Raw genomic sequence first — 19,165 nt, forward strand, 5'->3', positions numbered from 1 at the left:
CTATAAAAATCTATTTCTATTGGTTTCGAATATTACTTATTCAAAACAGCATTCATCGGATTATTTGTTTTATCTTCAATCGAAAAAGATTGATTTTGATTTTGTTCATCTTCAGCTGCCAGTTGGGCATCAATCAATCGCTGTAAAGCTTCTTCTCTTCGGGCAGCTTCTTTTTGTTCCTGCTCGATTTCCTCTTCTTTTTTGGTTACCCCAATAATAATTCCCAAAGAAATACAAGTCATCCAAATAGAAGTTCCTCCGCTACTGATAAGCGGCAAAGTTTGTCCGGTAACCGGCAATAATTCCACTGCCACAGCCATATTAATCATCGCCTGAAAAATCATTGGAAAACCCAGTCCGATAACGACCAATTTCCCAAAAAGCGTATTCGCTTTATGCGAAGCAACCACAAAACGAAATAACAACAATAAATACAAAGCCAACACTCCCAGTCCGCCAATCAAACCATATTCTTCCACAATAATGGCATAAATAAAATCGGAAGAAGATTGCGGCAAAAAGTTTTTTTGCACACTTTTTCCAGGTCCTAAACCGTAAATTTTTCCGGAAGCAATTGCAATTTTAGCTTTCTCTATCTGATAATCGTCTTCGTCGGGTTTATTGGTACTGAAATTTTCAATTCGGCTTTCCCAGGTTCTTACCCTCGAAAACAATTTGGCATCCGGAAAAGCTTTAGATAACACCCAGAAAAAGGACAAGAAAACAATTCCCGAGCCCACAATAATTCCGATATATTTCAAAGGATATTTCCCAACAAAAACCAGCATTAACACCATTGAAAAAATCAATGCCGTAGTCGAAAAGTTAGCCGGAAGAATAAATATCAAAGTAATAAAGACCGGCAACCAAAGTTCCCTTAAAGACTGTACAAATTCGATAGGTTCGGTACGGGTTTTAGATAAATACCGCGCCACAAAAACATACAAAATCAAAGCCGCTAAAGCCGAAGGCTGAAACGAAATCCCTACAAAAGGTATCTGAATCCAACGACTGGCATTGGCTCCACCAATTACGGTTCCTTTAATCATGGTTATGGCTAAAATAACCCAAACCACAGGCAAAGCAATTTTAGAAATGGATCTGAAATAATGATACGGGACTTTGTGTACGTAATAAATAATAGCAAAACCGCAGGCAACATGCGCCAAATGTTTCACTAAATAACCCAAAGTATTTCCGGTACCATGCCCTAAATAAGCCAGATTACTACTGGCACTAAAAACAGGCATAAAGGAAAACAAGGCCAATAAGGCCACAAAAGACCAAATCCCTTTATCTCCGTTTAATCTGTTTATTAGTTTTTTCATTCTTTTTTTAGTTATGAGTTATGAGTTATGGGTTGTGGGTTATAAGTAACTTGTATATACTCCTGACTCCCTTCTCCTAACTTCTGACTCTATTTTTATAAATTATGCACTGCCGCTTTAAACTGACGACCTCTGTCTTCGTAGTTTTCAAATAAATCAAAACTCGCACAGGCTGGCGATAATAAAACCGTATCTCCTTTTTCGGTAATACGTTGCGCCATTTTTACAGCATCGTTCATATTATTTACCTCCACCATAATATCAACCACATTTCCAAAAGCATCGATAATTTTTCTGTTATCCACACCTAAACAAATAATCGCTTTTACTTTTTCACGTACTAAAGCCATCAATTCGTTATAATCATTTCCTTTGTCTACTCCTCCAACAATCCAAACCGTTGGTGTCGTCATACTGTCCAATGCAAAGAAAGTTGCGTTTACATTGGTTGCTTTAGAATCATTAATGTATTGTACATTTTGAATTTTCAATACTTTTTCAAGACGGTGTTCTACACCCTGGAAATTAGATAAACTCTCACGAATTGTTGCTTTTCTAATTTGCATCAATTTGGCTACAGAAGTCGCTGCCATGGCATTCTTTAAATTATGTTTTCCTTCTAAGGCAATTGATTCTGTTTCCATTTTAAATTCTTCCTGATTAATGATTGCTTCCATTGTATTATTTTTTATAAAGGCTCCTTCTTCAAAAGTTTTTGTCAATGAAAAAGGAATTAATTTCGCTCTTGTTTTGTTCTTCTTCAACCAATCCGAAATGGCTTCGTCATCTGCATCATAAATGAGATAATCCTCTTCGGTTTGATTCATCGTTATTCTAAATTTCGAATCAATATAATTCTCGTATTTATAATCGTATCGGTCTAAATGATCCGGACTGATATTGGTTATAATCGCAATATGTGGTTTGTAATTTATAATTCCGTCCAATTGAAAACTACTCAACTCCAACACATAGCTATCGTACTTATCTTCGGCAACCTGTTCGGCAAAACTTTTTCCGATATTTCCCGCCAGTCCTACATTCAATCCTGCCGATTTCAACAAATGATACGTTAGCATCGTAGTGGTTGTTTTTCCATTACTTCCCGTAATCCCAATGGTAACCGCTTTTGTAAAAGGAGCCGCAAATTCTATTTCAGAAATCACCGGAATTCCTTTTTCAATCAGCTTTTTAACAATCGGCGCTTTTTCAGGAATACCGGGACTTTTCATCACCACATCGGCATTCAGAATTAAGGATTCAGTATGTTTTTCATCCTCCCAGGCAATCGCATTTTGGATAAGAACTTCTTTGTAACTTTCTTTTATTTTTCCAAAATCAGACACAAAAACATCGTATCCTTTTTGTTTCCCTAAAATGGCTGTTCCCACGCCGCTTTCGCCACCGCCTAATACAACTAATCTCATATTATCTTAGTTTTAAGGTAACAATGGAAAGTATGGCCAGCATGATGGCTACAATCCAAAATCGGGTTACAATTTTACTTTCGTGATAACCTTTCTTCTGATAATGATGATGCAAAGGCGACATCAGGAAAATTCTCCGGCCTTCGCCAAAACGTTTCTTGGTATATTTAAAATAACTTACCTGTAGAACGACTGAGAAATTTTCGACTAAAAATATTCCGCACAATAATGGAATCAATAATTCTTTTCGAACGGCAATCGCTAAAACTGCAATAACTCCACCAATAGTTAAACTTCCTGTATCTCCCATAAATACTGAAGCGGGATATGAATTGTACCATAAAAATCCAATTAACGCCCCAACAAAAGCGGCAATAAAAACCGTCATTTCTCCCGAATTAGGGATGTACATAATGTTGAGATAATTGGAGAAAATAATATTTCCCGAAACGAAGGTAAAAATAGCCAGCGCCAAGACCGAAATCGCTGAAGTTCCCGCTGCGAGCCCATCGATTCCATCGGTTAAATTCGCTCCGTTTGAAACTGCCGTGATAATAAAAATCACAACCGGAATAAAGATAATCCAGGCCCATTTTTGATAACCATCACCCGTCCAAGCTAATAATTCAGCATAATCAAACTCATTATTTTTGAAAAAAGGAATGGTCGTTGCTGTAGATTTTTCTTCAACAGGAGCCGGCATCACCACAGTTTCCGTAGGAACCTTAAAAACGTCAGTTTTTCCGGTATCCGTTCTAACCGTTACATGAGGATTAAAATACAATACACTACCTACAATTAACCCTAATCCTACCTGACCCACAACTTTAAAAATTCCTTTTAAACCCTGTTTGTCTTTTTTGAAAATCTTGATATAATCGTCAATAAAACCAATGGTCCCCATCCACAAAGTCGTAACAATAAGTAAAACGATGTAAATATTATGCAACTTAGCAAAAAGTAATACTGGTATCAGCGTAGCAAAAATGATAATCAAACCTCCCATTGTTGGAGTTCCTGCTTTTTCATTTTGACCTTGCAAACCTAACTCACGAATAGTTTCACCCACCTGCTGTTTTTGCAAAAACTTAATAACTCTTTTACCATAAATAGTTGACAACAAAAGCGAAAGAATAAATGCCAATGAAGATCTGAAGGTAATGTATTGAAAAACTCCCGTCCCGGAAAGATTTAATACTTTGTTGAAATAATCAAATAAATAATACAGCATATCTTTTGGTCTATTTGTTTAATATTTAATTGTGTAATCGTTGTGTTTTTTATTTTTTAATCAGTTTGACGATTAGACTATTATTTGCCCAGTTCTTCTAAAATTTCTTTAACAATTTTCATATCGTCAAAATCAGTACGCACACCCTTGATTTCCTGATAGGTTTCATGTCCTTTTCCGGCAATTAAAATAATATCATTTGGCTGTGCCAATTGACAGGCAATTTTAATCGCTTGTTTTCTGTCGGTTACAGCAAAAACTTTTTTATGATTTTGAGGCGGCACTCCTTTTTCCATCTCAGCAATAATCACTTCCGGATCTTCGTCTCGCGGATTATCTGAAGTTAAAATGGTTTTATTGCTCAATTCAGAAGCAATACCAGCCATAATTGGTCGTTTCGCCTTATCTCTGTTTCCACCACAACCTACAATTGTGATTAATTGTTCATTTTTAGTACGTACTTCATTAATGGTTTTCAATACATTTTCAAGTGCATCAGGAGTATGCGCATAATCTACAATCGCAGTAACATTTGAATTAGAAACAATATATTGAAAACGACCAGAAACACTTTCTAATTCGGACAACAAACGAAGAGTTTCCAAATTATCCAATCTTAATTCGATAGCCGTTGCATAAATTGCCAACAAATTATAAGCATTGAAAACCCCAATTAGTTTTACCCAAACTTCATTACCTTCGATTTTCAACAATAAACCTGATAATAAATTTTCTAAAATTTGCGCTTTATAATCAGCATAGGATTTTAGTGCATAAGTACGTTTTTTAGCAACGGTATTTTGCAACATCATGGCTCCGTTTTTATCATCTATATTCGAAATGGCAAAAGCTGTTTTTGGCAAATGATCGAAAAAAGATTTTTTAACATCACGGTATTCCGCAAAAGTGGGATGATAATCCAAATGATCATGCGACAAATTGGTAAAAACACCTCCGGCAAAATGTAAGGCTTCGGTACGTTTTTGGTGAATTCCATGCGAACTCACTTCCATAAAACAATATTCAACACCGGCATTAACCATTTCTTTTAAATAATGATTAATGGTAATCGAGTCCGGAGTGGTATGCGTTGCTTTATACTCAACATCATCTGCCAAAATTTTAACGGTAGAAAGCAAACCAACTTTAAAACCCGCTTTTTTGAATAATTGATACAACAACGAAGCAATCGTAGTTTTTCCGTTGGTACCGGTAATCCCAACTAATTTTAATTTTTCAGATGGATTTCCAAAATAATTAGCCGCCATAAAAGCCATGGCTTTATTGGTATCATCTACTTTTACATAAGTTACTTCAGCGGCAAACTGCTCCGGAAAAGTATCACAGATGACAGCTTTAGCACCTGAGTCAATTGCTTTTTGGATATAATCATGTCCGTCTGAAATCGTACCGCGAATAGCCACAAACACATCATTAGCTTCAATTTTTCGGGAATCAAAATCCAATTTGTGGATAGCAATATCTGTCGAACCGTGAACGGCGTCGATTGCTACTCGGTATAATATGTCTTTTAATTTAATCACAATAATTCTAAGGTTATAGTTGTGTTTTTTCTAATATTTTGTCCTGCCTGCAAGGATTGACTTTTTACTTTTCCAATTCCTTTTGCTCTTACTTGTAATCCTAAATTTTCCAATAAAGCAATGGCATCCATTCCCGGCATTCCTTTTACATTAGGCATTAATTGCTGGTTTTTCTGAAGCTTCGCAAAATATTCGTTGTAACTTTGTTCCTGCTTAGGTACTTTTCTGTCTAATTTTTTAATTTCATTTGTCGAAGGCACCTCAGTAAAAATTTTTTGTGCAATACGCTTGAAAACAGGTCCCGCCACATCGGCTCCGTAATAATTGTTATTAGCCGTATTAGGTTTATGAACTACCACAATACAGGAATATTTTGGTGCATCAGCCGGAAAATATCCAACAAATGATGATGCATAATACAAACCGGAACCGTCACGTTTTCCATAATTTACCTGAGCTGTTCCTGTTTTTCCGGCCATTGGAAAATCTTTAGAATATAATTTAGAAGCCGTTCCTTTTTTAACTACATTTTTCAAAACCGCTTTTAATTTTGAAAGTGTTTCATCCGAACAAATTTTAGAATTAATCACCTGAGTCTCCATCTTTTTGATGGTTTTGTTCCATTCTTTGATTTCTGAAACAAAATAAGGTTTGACCATTATACCATCATTGGCAACTGCATTATAATAGGCTAAAGTTTGCATTGGAGTAACCGAAACACCGTATCCAAAAGCCATCCAAGGCAGAGAAATATTCGACCAGTTTTTATCTGTTGGCTGTGGAATAAAAGGACGTCCTTCGCCTTTAAAATCCATGTGTAAGCGTTTGTTCAAACCATAAGAATTCACATGATTTACAAACTTGGATGGATTGTTTTTGTAATTTTCATAAACCGCCTGAACCAAAACCGTATTAGAAGACAATTCGAAACCTCTGGCCAAAGAAATCTTCCCATAACCTCCTTTGTGAGAATCTCTTACTGCTTTTCCGGAATAACGAATTTCTCCGCCGTGTGTATCATAAACCGTACTGGTATCAGCTACTTTGTCTTCAAGAATTGTCATCAAGTCCACCAATTTAAAGGTAGAACCCGGTTCGTGGGATTCGGCAACAGCATAATTAGTCGTTTCATAATAGGTTCCGTCATTGGCTCTTCCTAAATTAGCAATAGCTCTAACTTTTCCGGTATGCGTTTCCATCACCACCACACAACCATGATCAGCCTCATAATCTTCTAATTGTTTCAACAAAGCATGATGCGCAATGTCCTGAATATAAACATCGATGGTTGAAATCACATCATAGCCGTCTAACGGATCTACTTCGTTCTGGTCGCGAATAGGTTTCCACTGTCCTTTGGCAATTTTTTGTTTTAAAATTCGGCCGTCTTTACCATTCAAATAATCTTTGTAAGCCCATTCGATTCCTTTTCCGTCTGAATGTCCCGCATCGTATGTTCTTTCGTAACCAATGGTTCTTTCGGCAATTTTCCCAATCGGATGCTCACGAACGGTTTTCTGATCAACTATAATTCCTCCTTTGTAGGAACCTAATTCGAACAAAGGAAAACTTTTAATCTTCATATAATCGGTATAACTTAAATCACGTGCGATTAAAAAATAACGATTGTTATTAGCTCTGGCCTTTCTTAATTCATTTTGATAATAATAGGACGACTTACCTAAAATTGTTGCTAAGGAATCCGATAATGCTCTGACATTATTTTCAAAATCTTCTTTTTTAGGCGCTAAAGCATCAAAACGAATAATATATTTAGGTATCGAAGTAGCTAACAAACTTCCGTCAGAAGAATAAATATTTCCTTTATTAGCCGGAATTACAAAATTCTTCACCGTTCTTTCCTTAGCCAATTCGCGATAATAATCTCCTTCAACCCACTGAATATTTGTCAACTTTACAGCAACCGCTAATGCCATCAAAAAAATAGCACAAGCAACCAGATAAATTCGGTACGATATGTATTTATCTTCTACTGCCATAATTTCTTAAGGAAACTTTTATCTTCTTCTTTATTTACTTTTATCTTCACCGGCGGAACTGTCGATGGAAAAATTTGTCTTTCTTCCATTTTCTCAGAAACGGTCGATTCCATTCTCAGTTTCATTAATTCCGAACGCCTGTCCACAAATTCCGAGCGTAACTCTTTTACTTCTGATGCTAATTCGGCAATTTTAAAAACCTTTTGTTCGTAACGCTGTGTATTTGCAATCATAATAATTGCCAGAACAATCAAAAAAACAATAAAACGCCAATTTTTTATCGCATCTTCATCGATTAAAAACCTTGCTTTTAACAGATTGTAAATACTCATCTTCATCCTCTAAATCTTTTCTGCAATTCTTAATTTAGCACTTCGGGCTCTGTTGTTTATTTTTATTTCTTCCTCATTGGGAATTATCAGCTTTCCTATTAATTTAAACGGCACAGAATAATTCCCAAAAAAGTCCCGTTCCGGTTCGCCTTCAAACATTCCGTTTTTCATAAAACGCTTTACCAAACGATCTTCGAGAGAATGATAGGAAATCACGCTCAATCTTCCTCCCGGATTTAATATTTCTAAGGATTGCTCTAAAAACTCTTTCAAAACATCCATTTCCTGGTTTACTTCAATCCGAATCGCCTGATAAATTTGTGCCAACACTTTATTTCTAACTTTCTCTGGCAAATATTTCGCTAAAGCATCTTTCAGTTCGTCAGTAGTTTTTATTGGTCGGTGTAAGCGGGCTTCTATTATCGTTCTTGATAAAGCCGGTGCATTTTTTAATTCACCATAATCATAAAAAACACGTCTTAAACTGGCATCATCATATTCATTTACCACTTTATAAGCATCTAAGTCATTTTTTTGACTCATTCTCATATCTAATTCCGCATCAAATCGGGTAGAAAAACCTCTTTCCGGCACATCAAACTGATGTGAAGAAACACCTAAATCCCCCAAGATTCCATCCACACTTCGCACTCCGTGAAAACGTAAAAAACGTTTGATATATCTAAAATTCTCATTAATCAAAACAAATCGTTCGTCTGCAAGTGCGTTAGCCAAAGCATCTTCATCCTGGTCAAAAGCGAATAATTTTCCATTTGGACCTAATCGTCTTAAAATCTCTTTCGAATGACCACCACCGCCAAAAGTCACATCCACATACACACCATCCGGCTTGATATTCAAACCGTCAACCGTCTCTTTAAGCAAAACCGGATTATGATATTCCATTTTCGTCGTCATTTATATTACCCATTACTTCTTCAGCCAAATCTGCGAAATCAACTCCGTCATCTATAGACTGCTCATACAAATCTTTATCCCAGATTTCCACAATATTTACCGCCGATGAAAACACAACATCTTTAGTAATATTGGCAAAATTCACTAAATCCTTTGGAACCAATAAACGGCCTAAAGCATCAATCTCTACCACTTTTACTCCGGCAGTAAATTTTCGGATAAAATCATTGTTCTTCTTTACAAACCGATTGAGTTTGTTGATTTTTTGCATCATCAAATTCCATTCTTCCATTGGATACAATTCCAAACAGGACTGAAATACCGAGCGCTTCAAGACAAATCCGTCCTGAAGCGATGCAGCCAATTGCTTTTTCAAAGGAGCAGGCAACAACACCCTCCCTTTAGCATCAACTTTACACTCGTATGTCCCTACAATTGTATTCAAAAAACAGTTCTTAAATGATATAGAGCAAAAATATAAAAAAATTTACCACCTTTTACCACTTTCTACCACTTTGTTGATAAGTTTACCCACTTTCAACACAAAACCCTTAATTTTTAGACTATCAGAATATTAGCCCAATTCTCTTTTCTAACAAGCAACAGAATTTTATACAAAAAAATCCCCCCAAAAAACCACCAATTTAACATTAGAAAAAACACAATATTTTCACAAAAAAACACAAGAGTCTCAACAACATAACAAACAACACCAAGCAAAAAGCCCTAAAAATTCAAAATATTATCCCCAAAAAGTGTTTTCAAAAACTTTTTTAACTGATTAAATCCTATATTTGTCAAAATTGAAATTCGCATTCAAAAGCATGGAGAAAAACTATAAAAAAGAAGGCAAATACAGCTATTATGAAGCAGGAGAAGGCACCCCGATTGTTATCTTACACGGATTGATGGGCGGCCTAAGCAACTTTGATGGCGTAGCACGTTACTTCTCTGACAAAGGATACAAAATTGTAATTCCGGATTTACCCATATACACCCAAAGCCTTCTAAAAACTAACGTAAAAGCCTTTGCCAAATACGTAAAGGACTTTATCACTTTTAAGGGTTTTGACCGCGTAATTCTTTTAGGTAATTCATTAGGCGGTCACATAGCATTGTACCATACCAAAATGTATCCCGAAAAAGTTGCCGGACTGGTAATTACAGGTAGTTCAGGACTTTATGAAAGCGCCATGGGCGACAGTTACCCAAAACGTGGCGATTATGAATACATCAAGAAAAAAGCAGAAGATGTCTTTTATGACCCTAAAATTGCTACTCCGGAATTAATTGACGAAGTGTATGCAACCGTAAACGATCGCATTAAGTTAATCAAAACTTTAACCATCGCTAAGAGTGCTATTCGTCACAACATGGCTAAAGATTTACCAAAAATGCACGTACAAACCTGTATTATTTGGGGAAAAAATGACAAGGTTACTCCTCCTGAAGTAGCCACAGAATTCAACAAATTATTACCAAATTCAAGTTTGTACTGGATTGACAAATGCGGACACGCTGCCATGATGGAACATCCGGACGAATTCAACAATTTATTAGAAGAATGGCTTAAAAAAACCAATTTATAAGCCTTTTTTAAACAAAATATAAAATGAAAATCAATACCGCCGAATTTATAATTAGCAACTCTGATGTAAGCAAATGTCCTAAGGATTTTTTGCCCGAATATGCTTTTATAGGCAGGTCAAACGTTGGGAAGTCATCATTAATCAACATGCTGACCAACAACAAAAATTTAGCTAAAACCTCTGGAAAACCAGGAAAAACACAGCTAATTAATCATTTTTTAATCAACAAAAACTGGTTTTTAGTAGATTTACCAGGTTATGGTTATGCCAAAGTTTCTAAGAAAACTAAATCGGTTTTTCAACAATTCATTACCGATTATTTTGAAAGAAGAGAACAGCTGGCCTGCGCTTTTGTACTAATCGACATCCGTCATGAAGCTCAGAAGATTGATATTGAATTTATGAGCTTTATGGGCGAAAGCGAAATTCCGTTTTGCATCATTTTTACCAAAGCCGATAAAATCAGCAAAACTAAAATTGATTCGCATATTGCCGCTTACCGCAAACAAATGTTTGCCAATAACTGGGCCGAAATGCCGCCTTACTTTGTAACCTCATCAAGCGAAGGAACCGGAAAAGAACAACTCCTAAATTATATAGACGAAGTCAATCAGGAAATTTTCAATAACAACGGATTTTAAATTTTAAATTCCAATTTTAGAAATTCCAAATTCCAAATTCCAAATTCCAAATTCCAAAAAATAAAATCGAAAAAATCCCAAATTCCATTTGCTAAAAGCTTGGAATTTGGGATTTTTTACAAGATTTTTTCATCCCGAAACTTTGAGATTATTTTGTCAACTCTAATTTTTCAGCAAAATATTCGCAGAAATCTTTCATCGTTGCCGACATTTTTTCGTCTCCGGTGGCACGCTGAAAAGTATCCGACATCGCCACTAAAGTCTGATGAAAGAAAACTTTCATCTCATCCACCGGCATATCTTTGGTCCACAAATCAATGCGCATGCTTTCTTTAGCTTTACTATCCCAAACCGATAACATAATAGCTTTGGATTCCTCCATTTCTACTCCGCCGTCTTTTGCCGTCCAGTATAATTTTTCAGGAATTCGGTTTTCATCTAATTCTACCAGAAAATTAATTTCCGATTTATGTGCGTTTGACATTATTTCTTAGGTTTATAATTTGACTTTTCAAAAATTTCTTTAGCAGAAACCCGCATTAACTCCGGCAAAGATACTTCATTATTTTTCATATACGAACGAACAATTTGCCATCCTATCCAGGCACCTACTTTTCCAGGCGATTCATTATCAATTTCCAGATAAAATTTAGAAAATGGCGCCGGACTGATAAATCGGGAAACTAATTTCGGATTATCATCATACAACAATTGCCCATCAATAAAATAACGCCAAATATAACTTTCATTTTCCTGACACCACAACAGCTGTTCCGGAGTGTAACCTATTTTATCTTCATCTTTATATTCATCTTCCGGCAACAACATATCTTTTAAATACAACTCTTTTCCAGCCTGAACCATCGCCGCCAAATAACTTTTATCCCTTTCGGACATCATTTTCCTTTTAGCAAAACTTTCCACCACATCCGGCATCATTTGCTTAGGCTCAAAATTTTGCTTGATGTAATTTGGAAACTGATAAAACTTATGTTCTTTTCCCAAATACATTTCGAGAGAAACAATCAATAAACTATCGGCATAGATTACCTTATTATTATAATCCATCTCCGAAATAACTGTGAAAATTTTCTTTGGTGTTTGAACTTTTGGAAAATGATACTTGATGCGTTTAAAAACACCTTCAATCTCCAATTTATAAGGATCAAAGTCTGAAAACTTCTTTTGAACTTCACCGTATAATTCTCTCCAAAGCGGATGCTGCATTTTCTCCAACCAAACCGCATCGTCATTTCCGGCAGGGAAGAAAAAGGGAAATTCCTTTTTAATTTTAGGCAAATCTTTAGGTTCCGTTTCAAAAAATATTTTATCAAATCGGATCACTTGCAAATCTACAGAAATAGCTTCAACTGCCTTTTCTGTCTTATTTTTAGTATTACAAGAGAAAAAAAAGAACAAGAGAACTAAGAAATTTACATACGTTTTCATTTTATTTTAATTAAATTTGCAGCATTGCGTCAGGATAACCAGCAGATTAACCGAAAAATCATGCACAAAGATACATTCCTGACAACTAAAATTGGAACAATTATGACTAAAAAAAGCAGTATTAAAGTTGAAGAAGTAAACGCTCACATTGTTAACTGGCTCAAATCATACGCAGAAACCACAAAAGTAAATGGTTTTGTAGTGGGAATTTCCGGAGGTGTAGATTCGGCTGTAACCTCAACTTTATGTGCTCAAACCGGACTTCAGGTTTTATGCGTTGAAATGCCCATTCACCAACACAAAAGCCATGTTAGCCGTGCTAAAGAACATATTGAACAATTAAAAAAACGTTTCCCAAACGTTAGCAGTATTCAAAGTGATTTAACGGCTGTTTTTGAAGCTTTCAAAAAAGAAGTTCCTACAAACTTTGAAGAACACAAACTCAACCTAACTCTTGCCAACTCACGCGCCCGTTTAAGAATGACAACCTTATATTACTATGCAGGAGTTCACAGCCTTTTGGTTGCCGGTACCGGAAATAAAGTAGAAGATTTCGGAGTTGGTTTCTATACTAAATACGGCGATGGCGGTGTCGATTTAAGTCCAATTGCCGATTTAATGAAATCGGACGTATTTGCTCTGGCTGCTTATTTAAAAGTCCCTGAATCTATTTTGACGGCTCAGCCATCCGACGGTTTGTTTGGAGATGAAAAAACAGACGAACAACAATTAGGTGCAAGTTACGACGAATTAGAATGGGCTATGATGGAAGACCAAAACAACAGTCCTTCAGATAATTATACCGAAAGAGAAAAAGAGGTGTTTAAAATCTACAAAAAACTCAACACCATCAACCAACACAAGATGAATCCAATACCTGTTTGTGTAATTAATCGGAATTAATACGATTTTATCCATTAAAAATAAAATTATTCCATTTTTTTTCCTAATTTTATACATACAATTCATATAAAAAAAAACAACCCTAAAAAATAAAAATCATGATTAAAGTTTGTCTGGCCGATAATTTTCCGGTAGTGCATTTCGGAGTAAAATCTTACTTCAAAGACCATTCTGAAATCTCAATTTCTGCCAATGTTGGTAGTTTTTCGATGATTCGGGATATTCTTTCAACAAAAGAAATTGACGTCTTAATTTTAGACTTAGAATTGGAGGGACTCTCCAGTATTTTTGAAGTAAAATCGCTTTTAAAGGATTTTCCAAAAACCAAAATTATTATTTTCAGTGGTCTATCTGAACAAATTTATGCACCAAACGCTATCAAAGCAGGTGTTGCCGGATATGTACACAAAAAAGAAAAATTGGAAACTTTAGGACAATCTATAGTCAAAGTTCATCAAGGTAAAATTATCATGAACGAAACGGTTAAGAAAAACCTGGCTTTAATAGCGAAACAAAGCAAAAGCGAACGTCTATACCGTAAACTTTCTAACCGTGAGGTAGAGGTTTTACGTTATTTAAGCGGAGGAAAGAAAAACCACGAGATTGCTGAAATCTTAGGTCTTAACGAAAAAACAATTAGTACTTACAAACTACGTTTATTAACTAAATTAAACGTAACTAACTTAGTTGACTTAGTAAATAAGGCTAAAAGTTTAGAGATTGTTTAATCTAAAAACGAGACATAACTCGACCGAGTTTTTTTGAAAAAGCACGAGTCAATTCGTTATAGTCTCTAATCATCATTAAAGACTCCATATTATCCTGATCAGGTGATATGGAGTTTTTTAATTCCTCTATAATTCGCCCAACCAGATACCATCGCATCGTTAAAATAGTTTCGGAAACATTTTGAGCTACGGTTTCCTGCTTTGTCTTAGGAAAAATATTTTGACCTTCCCAATTGTGCATGACCAAACGTTCATCTTCCATCAAAATATCGGTTACTTCCTGCGCATATTCAGAAGGTAATTGCATTAAATAGTGCTCCAAACTGAATTTTTCATTTTGAAGGTAATAATTAATCAAATCGTTAAAAATCCCACGAAACATCGGATTAGCTAATTCGACTTCATCTTCCTGCAAACTCAGATAGATACGTTGAAAAACTTTATAGGATTTCATATGGCTCACATTTACAATTTCGCCATCCTCATTGGTCTTCATTAAAATATCTTCAAACTCTTCCGTTTTATCTCCGTACAAAAGTAAAATCTCAATTATTTTTCGCTCTAAGCGATACAAGACATCTACTTTTTCCGAAGGCTCACTGGAATATCCCGGTTCTCCCGGATAATCCTCTGGTGGCCCGGTTCTGGGATCTTCCGGATCTCCTCCAGAAAAACCTGTATTTGCAGGGTTTTGGTTTCTATGGACTTGAAATGGTCTCAGCTCCTGCTTTTGCTTTTTAGCAACTTCGGCAATATCTTTTTGAATGAGCTGCGCCAAAGTACTAATAAGCACCTGCTCCGAAATATCCATGATTCGGGAACACTCCTGAATATAAACTTCGCGTTGAATACGATCCGGAATTTTAGAAATACTTCCTACCATATCGCGAATTAAGTCAGCTTTTTTGATAGGATCGTTCTTGGCCTCATCCATCAAAAGGGAAGCTTTGAACTGAATAAAATCCTTCGCATTCGTTTCTAAATAGGCAACTAAGTCATCATAAGGTGTTTTTTTGGCAAAACTGTCCGGATCTTCTCCATCGGGAAAAGCACAAACTTTAACATTCATTCCTTCTTCCAAAATCAAATCGATTCCTCGGATAGAAGCGCGAAGTCCGGCTGCATCACCATCAAAAAGCACCGTGATATTTCGAGTCAATCGGTTTATCAATCGAATCTGATCCGGCGTCAATGCAGTTCCTGAAGAAGCCACAACATTCTCTATTCCAGCCTGATTAAACTGAATCACATCGGTATAACCTTCCACTAAAAAACAGTTATTCAGCTTAGCAATAGACTGCTTTGCCTGAAAAATTCCGTATAAAACCTTACTCTTATGATAAATTTCACTCTCCGGCGAATTCAGATATTTTGCAGCTTTTTTATCATTCGTTAAAATTCGGCCACCAAAACCTAAAATTCGCCCTGACATACTCTGAATCGGGAACATCACCCTACCTTTGAAGCGGTCAAAAGGTCTGTCTTCTCTTGGAATTGTCAATCCGGTACTTTCCAAAAATTCGAGTTTATACCCTTTGCCCAAAGCCTCTTTCGTCAAAGCATCCCATGTTTCAGGTGAATATCCTAAACTGAATTTTTTAATCGTTTCGGTAGTAAATCCTCTTTCTTTAAAATACGAAAGTCCGATAGCTTGTCCTTCTTCGGTATTAAGAAGCGTTTTATGAAAATAATCTTTTGCAAATTCAGAAACCAAATACATACTTTCCCGCGCATCCATATTGGCTTTTTCGGCATCCGTTTGTTCGGTTTCTTCAATTTCGATATTATATTTTTTAGCCAGATACCGAATGGCCTCAGGATAGGTAAAATGCGAGTGTTCCATCAAAAAAGCTACCGCATTACCTCCTTTTCCCGAGCTAAAATCCTTCCAGATTCCTTTTGCAGGCGATACCATAAACGATGGCGATCGCTCATCAGAAAACGGACTCAGCCCTTTGAAATTACTTCCTGCACGTTTTAACTGTACAAAATCACCAATAACTTCCTCAACTCGGGCAGTTTCGAAAACAGTATCTATGGTAGCTTTTGAAATCAATTTTTTAAAGATAAAGTTGGAAAGGTCAAAGATACAATATCAATGGCAATGCCAATAGCATTTTTCAATTTCAATTTCAAAAAACAACATCAATTAAAATCAAATCGCAACCCTAAAGAGACATTATTTTGCTTTACCACATTATCTCTAAACAAAGGATTTAAATCGTATTTCAAATATAAACTGGTTGCTTTATAACCAACATAAGTACTTAAACCGCAGATAAAATTATTAACATTAAAATCACCTCGTGTTTTTTCAACAGTATAATCTCCATCTAAATTATACTTAAGAATTTGTTTAGACTTTAAATTGACTCCAAAAAAACCACCTAAACCTAACCTAAAACTATCATGTGATTTAAAATACGTTTTATCGTTTTTAGTTGTTGGTTCAGTGAAATCAAACTCCAAATGCAATGGCACCACTAAGTTTACATTTCTAAAACGGGAATCTTTTACAGCAACCGGATGAACAATAAGATCCGTTTGATTCCCATTAACCTCAAAAGAACGATTATCTGTTGGTTTTAAATCATTGTACATTAAAGACAAACCGTATTTGGCATGTAATAAATTGTCATTTTTAAATATTCGAGTATTGTAAGTCAAGCCCCATTCGTAAAACCGAGATTGCGCATATTTAAAATCAGAATTAGCAACAGAACCATTTGTTACTAAATTATTGGCTCCTGTGGTAAAAACAATCTGACTTGTTGTTCTTTTTATATGACGTTTTAACTTATCTTCTTCTCCATTGTAAACTTTCATTGAAGCAATATTAATCTCTCTACTGTTATCAAAAGAGCCATTATTACTTCCTAAAATTAATGTACCACCTTTCTTTTTCGAATCAACTTCTTCACCTAGCTTTCCATCAACTTTATCCTGAACTAATTGATTTAGCTTTTCTTGCTCAACAGCTACTCTTGTTTCAATACTATCCGCATGCACCTTAGCTTTTTTTAATTTAAGCTCTTCCGCTTCTTCTTTAGAAATCATTCCTTTCTCTACTTCTGTATCTAGCTCATTTACTTCAGTTTTTAAAGCATTCTTTTCATAGTCTGTTATCATTTTAATTCGATCAGCTATTGCTTTTGCTCTTTTTTCAAATGGAATTACTCTATGCTCTCTTCCTTTAGTCAAACCCGTTTCAGGAACAATATCATCAACAATTTCGAGCTTTACATCTTTAAACCAAATCTGACCTGTTCCATCTAATAAAACCCCATAAGAAATTGATGCAGATTCTGCTGGAACAAATAAAACAATTTCATATTTTTTCCAATCCTTTGTTCCTTTAATAGGTCTTTTTTGCATATTATCAAAAGCGAGAACAGCCGTAGTATAATGATCTACTCGCATCCAAAGTCCAGCCCAGGATTTTACGTTTTCACTTTTTACATAAGCAGTCATTTTAACTGTTTTACCTAAATATAATTCAGACTTGATTGTATTCATAAGGGTACCAAAACCACTAATTTTACTTTCAATCGATTTGATCTTTAAAATATTTTGATTTCTAAACTCAGCCGTTTTATCAGGTCCCATTTCATAACTATTAGGCATAGACCCTCTGTTATACCATTCTGACGTATTTTTTATTGAATCTAATTTTTGTGCGTTTAATTTGGTTATCATAGCAACCAATACTATTATTGAAAACAATATTATTTTTTTCATAATCTCCTATTATTTGATTGACAATTGATTTTTATTCCTCGTAATTTCTATTGGCCAGAACTGTTTTTATAGTCTTAAATTTTTTATTAAACCTGTCCAATGCAGATTCTTTAAAAGACTGATTCAATTCATTTTCAGCATTTGACAATAAAAGCTGTGGATTTACAGAAACTGTTTTAGTCGTATTTTTAATAGTTTCATCAGTAGATTCAAATTTTGTATTACTGATTTCTGCTAATAATTTTTCCGCCGAAACGTATCTATTCTTAACTGTTGATTGATAATTTTCTTTTTCAGATAAAACAACACTTACTTCATTGTCCGCTTTTTCTTTGATTATAACTTTAGCATCTAAATTCATCGTTTTTTCAGATTGTTCTTTTAGTTTACTTTGAACAACAGCCTTATTTGCTTTTATTGGCAGAACAATTTCATTAATATTTTTTTCTTCTTTCAGAATATCAACCTCAATTTTTGGCTTTACAACTATTGGATTTTCTTTATGAACTTTTAAATTTTCAACATTTAAGAAAACAGTGCAAAACAACGAAACACCAACAAAACTAGCAGCCACATACAACCAAGGGAATTTAGCTTCTGGTTTTTCCGCTTCCAAAAGCATGGCATCCAGTTTTTCCCAAGCTATTTCCGAAGGTTTGATTTCACGGGAATTTAATTGTTCCCTGAACTGCTTTTCTAATTTATTCGGTTCCATACTCGTAATTCTTTAGGGTTGTAATCTGCTTTTGCAAAAGCTTTCTGGCATGCGATAATTGCGATTTTGAAGTTCCTTCATTAATTTGTAACATCTTGGCAATTTCCTGATGTTTATAACCTTCAATAGCATACAAGTTGAAAACAAGCTTGTAACCATCCGGCAAACTGTCAATCAAAAACTGAATATCAGCTACCGAAAATTGACTTTCAATAAAATCAAAACTTTCCTCATCGCGTCCAATGACGAAATCATCTTCGATATACTTCAATTTTTTATGAACCCTGATAAATGAAATACATTCGTTTACCATAATTCGCCTGATCCAGCCTTCAAAACTTCCTTTGTGTTGAAAATTCTTCAAATTAGTAAACACTTTCATAAAAGCGGTAATCATGATATCTTCGGCCTGATGAATGTCTTTTATGTATTGTCGGCAAACGGATAACATTTTTGGAGAAAATCTGGAATAAATCTGCTGTTGTGCTGATCGATTATTTTCGACTGCTAACCGGATTATTTCTTTTTCCTCCTGATGTAAGTGGATTACTTTCAATTTTTATAAAGTGTTTCTATTAGCATAGACGATTTATAATATGAAAAGGTTGCATGAGGAAGAAAA

General features: G+C 35.2%; 18 protein-coding genes. 4 read left to right on the forward strand and 14 right to left on the reverse strand.

The window, feature by feature from the left end; all coding sequences use genetic code 11:
* Positions 1–32: 32 nt before the first annotated feature.
* The 8 genes from H599_RS0100515 to mraZ form a co-directional block, all read right to left on the reverse strand.
* A complete protein-coding gene (locus tag H599_RS0100515) occupies positions 33–1,328 on the reverse strand; it encodes an FtsW/RodA/SpoVE family cell cycle protein (RefSeq protein ID WP_026712324.1) in 1,296 nt (431 codons plus the stop codon).
* A 95-nt stretch (positions 1,329–1,423) separates the two neighbouring features.
* Positions 1,424–2,755: a UDP-N-acetylmuramoyl-L-alanine--D-glutamate ligase gene (murD, locus tag H599_RS0100520; RefSeq protein WP_026712325.1), complete on the reverse strand. Its 1,332-nt coding sequence runs from the start codon at positions 2,753–2,755 to the stop codon at positions 1,424–1,426.
* A 1-nt stretch (position 2,756) separates the two neighbouring features.
* Entirely contained in the window at positions 2,757–3,986 is a 1,230-nt protein-coding gene (mraY, locus tag H599_RS0100525) for a phospho-N-acetylmuramoyl-pentapeptide-transferase (RefSeq protein ID WP_026712326.1), read from the reverse strand.
* An 80-nt stretch (positions 3,987–4,066) separates the two neighbouring features.
* Positions 4,067–5,527: a UDP-N-acetylmuramoyl-L-alanyl-D-glutamate--2,6-diaminopimelate ligase gene (locus H599_RS0100530; RefSeq protein WP_026712327.1), complete on the reverse strand. Its 1,461-nt coding sequence runs from the start codon at positions 5,525–5,527 to the stop codon at positions 4,067–4,069.
* Positions 5,527–7,530, reverse strand: coding sequence for a penicillin-binding protein (locus tag H599_RS0100535; protein WP_026712328.1), 2,004 nt, complete (start codon positions 7,528–7,530; stop codon positions 5,527–5,529). The genes H599_RS0100530 and H599_RS0100535 overlap by 1 nt, the downstream gene beginning before the upstream one ends.
* A complete protein-coding gene (locus H599_RS0100540; protein WP_026712329.1) occupies positions 7,521–7,868 on the reverse strand; it encodes an FtsL-like putative cell division protein in 348 nt (115 codons plus the stop codon). Before H599_RS0100540 ends, H599_RS0100535 begins: the two co-directional genes overlap by 10 nt.
* 3 nt (positions 7,869–7,871) lie before the next feature.
* Positions 7,872–8,780: a 16S rRNA (cytosine(1402)-N(4))-methyltransferase RsmH gene (gene rsmH / locus H599_RS0100545; protein WP_211253728.1), complete on the reverse strand. Its 909-nt coding sequence runs from the start codon at positions 8,778–8,780 to the stop codon at positions 7,872–7,874.
* The gene (mraZ, locus tag H599_RS0100550; protein ID WP_026712331.1) at positions 8,755–9,225 is read right to left on the reverse strand and encodes a division/cell wall cluster transcriptional repressor MraZ; all 471 of its coding nucleotides are present in this window, start codon (positions 9,223–9,225) and stop codon (positions 8,755–8,757) included. Before mraZ ends, rsmH begins: the two co-directional genes overlap by 26 nt.
* A gap of 379 nt (positions 9,226–9,604) precedes the next feature.
* Here mraZ and H599_RS0100560 point away from each other — a divergent pair, with 379 nt between their 5' ends.
* A complete protein-coding gene (locus tag H599_RS0100560) occupies positions 9,605–10,369 on the forward strand; it encodes an alpha/beta fold hydrolase (protein WP_026712332.1) in 765 nt (254 codons plus the stop codon).
* 23 nt (positions 10,370–10,392) lie between these two features.
* The gene (yihA, locus tag H599_RS0100565) at positions 10,393–11,010 is read left to right on the forward strand and encodes a ribosome biogenesis GTP-binding protein YihA/YsxC (RefSeq protein WP_026712333.1); all 618 of its coding nucleotides are present in this window, start codon (positions 10,393–10,395) and stop codon (positions 11,008–11,010) included.
* A gap of 148 nt (positions 11,011–11,158) precedes the next feature.
* Here yihA and gldC read toward each other — a convergent pair whose 3' ends face one another.
* Together gldC and gldB are read right to left on the reverse strand one after the other, a co-directional pair.
* Complete coding sequence (gene gldC, locus H599_RS0100570) at positions 11,159–11,494, reverse strand: gliding motility protein GldC (RefSeq protein ID WP_026712334.1); 336 nt, start codon at positions 11,492–11,494, stop codon at positions 11,159–11,161.
* Positions 11,494–12,459 (reverse strand): gliding motility lipoprotein GldB, encoded by a 966-nt coding sequence (gene gldB / locus H599_RS0100575; protein ID WP_026712335.1) that lies wholly within the window; start codon positions 12,457–12,459, stop codon positions 11,494–11,496. The genes gldC and gldB overlap by 1 nt, the downstream gene beginning before the upstream one ends.
* A 102-nt stretch (positions 12,460–12,561) precedes the next feature.
* Between gldB and nadE the strand changes: the two genes are divergently transcribed.
* Positions 12,562–13,362, forward strand: coding sequence for an NAD(+) synthase (gene nadE / locus H599_RS0100580; RefSeq protein ID WP_026712336.1), 801 nt, complete (start codon positions 12,562–12,564; stop codon positions 13,360–13,362).
* Between the two features lie 98 nt (positions 13,363–13,460).
* Positions 13,461–14,090: a response regulator transcription factor gene (locus H599_RS0100585; RefSeq protein WP_026712337.1), complete on the forward strand. Its 630-nt coding sequence runs from the start codon at positions 13,461–13,463 to the stop codon at positions 14,088–14,090.
* A gap of 1 nt (position 14,091) precedes the next feature.
* On the opposite strand, the gene dnaG is transcribed toward H599_RS0100585, so the two are convergent.
* From dnaG to H599_RS0100610, 4 genes are all read right to left on the reverse strand, one after another.
* Positions 14,092–16,146, reverse strand: a complete 2,055-nt coding sequence (gene dnaG, locus H599_RS0100590; RefSeq protein ID WP_026712338.1) for a DNA primase — start codon at positions 16,144–16,146, stop codon at positions 14,092–14,094.
* 89 nt (positions 16,147–16,235) lie between these two features.
* The gene (locus tag H599_RS0100600) at positions 16,236–17,828 is read right to left on the reverse strand and encodes a hypothetical protein (protein ID WP_155960707.1); all 1,593 of its coding nucleotides are present in this window, start codon (positions 17,826–17,828) and stop codon (positions 16,236–16,238) included.
* A gap of 31 nt (positions 17,829–17,859) precedes the next feature.
* The gene (locus tag H599_RS0100605) at positions 17,860–18,543 is read right to left on the reverse strand and encodes a hypothetical protein (RefSeq protein WP_026712340.1); all 684 of its coding nucleotides are present in this window, start codon (positions 18,541–18,543) and stop codon (positions 17,860–17,862) included.
* On the reverse strand, positions 18,530–19,099 hold the full coding sequence (locus tag H599_RS0100610; RefSeq protein ID WP_026712341.1) for an RNA polymerase sigma factor: 570 nt from the start codon (positions 19,097–19,099) through the stop codon (positions 18,530–18,532). Before H599_RS0100610 ends, H599_RS0100605 begins: the two co-directional genes overlap by 14 nt.
* Positions 19,100–19,165: the final 66 nt, after the last annotated feature.

Source organism: Flavobacterium daejeonense DSM 17708 (assembly GCF_000425425.1).
In the GTDB taxonomy this organism is placed as follows: domain Bacteria; phylum Bacteroidota; class Bacteroidia; order Flavobacteriales; family Flavobacteriaceae; genus Flavobacterium; species Flavobacterium daejeonense.